This is a genomic window from Lentzea sp. NPDC060358 (genome assembly GCF_042725365.1).
In the GTDB taxonomy this organism is placed as follows: Bacteria; Actinomycetota; Actinomycetes; order Mycobacteriales; family Pseudonocardiaceae; genus Lentzea.
The window spans coordinates 1-1,765 of sequence record NZ_JBHXCW010000454.1 but is presented as its reverse complement, the minus strand read 5'-3'; the positions used below and the strand labels follow the sequence as shown (position 1 = coordinate 1,765).

The window sequence follows — 1,765 nt, the reverse complement described above, 5'->3', positions numbered from 1 at the left end:
GTCAAGCGGGCGAAAAGCGTGCCCGCTTGACACCCCTGCCTCGTTGCAGCAAGAGCTGAGGTGCGACTCGTGACGGGGCACCCACCGCTGGAGCTCGCTTTGCTCCGGTCGACTTGGCTTCCCCTCTCTCGCTTTGCTCTGAGCGCAGGGTCACGTTGGTCCGACAGGGGGTCGTCGGTCGTGTGAAGATGCAGGGGTGACAGCAGAGATTCGTGACCTCACCGTTGGCGTCCTCGGCGGCACCGGAGCTCAGGGCAAGGGGCTCGCCATCCGCTGGGCCAAGGCCGGGATCAAGGTGATCATCGGTTCGCGCAGTGCCGATCGGGCTTCGCTGGCGGCCGAGGAGATCGTCGAGATCGCCGGGGGTGATGTGCGGGGGGCCGACAACTCCGACTGCGCCGCCGACTCCGACGTCGTGCTCGTCGCCGTGCCCTGGGACGGGCACGGGGATCTGCTGGCCTCCTTGCGGGACCAGTTGGCCGGGAAGATCGTCATCGACTGCGTCAACCCGCTCGGGTTCGACAAGCAGGGGCCGTTCGCGTTGCCGGTCACCGAGGGCAGCGCCGCTCAGCAGGCCGAGTTGCTGCTGCCCGAGTCGCGGGTCACGGCCGCGTTCCACCACGTGTCCGCCGTGCTGCTGGCCGACCTGAGCGTGTCCGAAGTGGACATGGACGTGCTCGTGCTCGGGGACGACCGGGAGGCGACCGACGCCGTTCGGGAGCTCGCCGAGCTCGTTCCCGGGTTCCGCGGGGTCTACGGCGGGCGGTTGCGCAACGCGCACCAGGTCGAGGCGTTCACCGCCAACCTCATCGCGGTCAACCGCCGGTACAAGACGCACGCCGGGCTGAAGATCACGGGCGTCTGATGCTCCCCGTCGACGACCTCGGTGAGCCGGTGCCGCTCGATCGGCCCCGGCGGGTCGTGAGCCTGGTGCCGTCCATCACCGAGGCCGTCGCGGTCAGCGTTCCCTCGGCGCTCGTGGGGGCCACCGACTACTGCACCCATCCGTCCGGTTTGGACGTCGGGCGGGTCGGCGGGTCGAAGTACCCGGACGTCGGGAAGGTGCTGGAGCTGCGGCCCGACCTCGTCGTCGCCAACTCCGAGGAGAACCGGCCCGAGGACGTCGAACGCCTGCGGGCCGACGGGGTTCCGGTCTGGGTCACCGAGGCGCCCGCCGCGGTGCCGATGGCGCTGGCGTCGCTGCGCCGGCTGTTCGGGCTGGCCTGGGACCTCGAACCCGAGTGGCTCGTGCGGGCCGAGGAGCTGTGGCGGGACGAGAAACCCGCCGTGCTCACCGCGGTGGTGCCGGTGTGGCGGCGACCGTGGATCGTGGCCGGGCGGGACACCTTCGCCACCGATGTGCTGCGGCGCCTGGGGATCGAGAACCTCTACGCCTCCGACGGGGAACGGTACCCGCGGCCCGCCTTGCAGGAGTTGAACGACCGGCGGCCCGATCTCGTGGTGCTGCCCGACGAGCCGTACGAGTTCACGCACGAGGACGGGCCGGAGAGCTTTCCCGGGCTGCCGTACGCGTTGGTCAACGGCAGGCACCTGACCTGGTACGGGCCGTCGCTCGTGGAGGCGCGCGCGAGTCTCGAGCGGGCCCTCGGCCACGGCCGGGGCTGACCAGCCCCGGGCGGATTCGCGGGCGCGGCGGCGCCGGGTCTCCGGCGGGCCGGCGTTCCAGTTCCGCAACGCCGGCCCCACCTTCAGCGCGAAGTGGGTCGTTCCGAGCTAGTCGCGGAACCGGTCCGTGGCCGCCAGC

The 1,765-nt window shown here is 71.2% G+C and carries 2 protein-coding genes; both read left to right on the top strand.

Annotated elements, in window-relative coordinates; translation table 11 throughout:
* Positions 1 to 196 precede the first annotated feature (196 nt).
* On the top strand, positions 197 to 865 hold the full coding sequence (npdG, locus tag ACFWGZ_RS40805) for an NADPH-dependent F420 reductase (RefSeq protein ID WP_382456943.1): 669 nt from the start codon (positions 197 to 199) through the stop codon (positions 863 to 865).
* The gene (locus tag ACFWGZ_RS40800) at positions 865 to 1,626 is read left to right on the top strand and encodes a helical backbone metal receptor (RefSeq protein ID WP_382456942.1); all 762 of its coding nucleotides are present in this window, start codon (positions 865 to 867) and stop codon (positions 1,624 to 1,626) included. The genes npdG and ACFWGZ_RS40800 overlap by 1 nt, the downstream gene beginning before the upstream one ends.
* Positions 1,627 to 1,765: the final 139 nt, after the last annotated feature.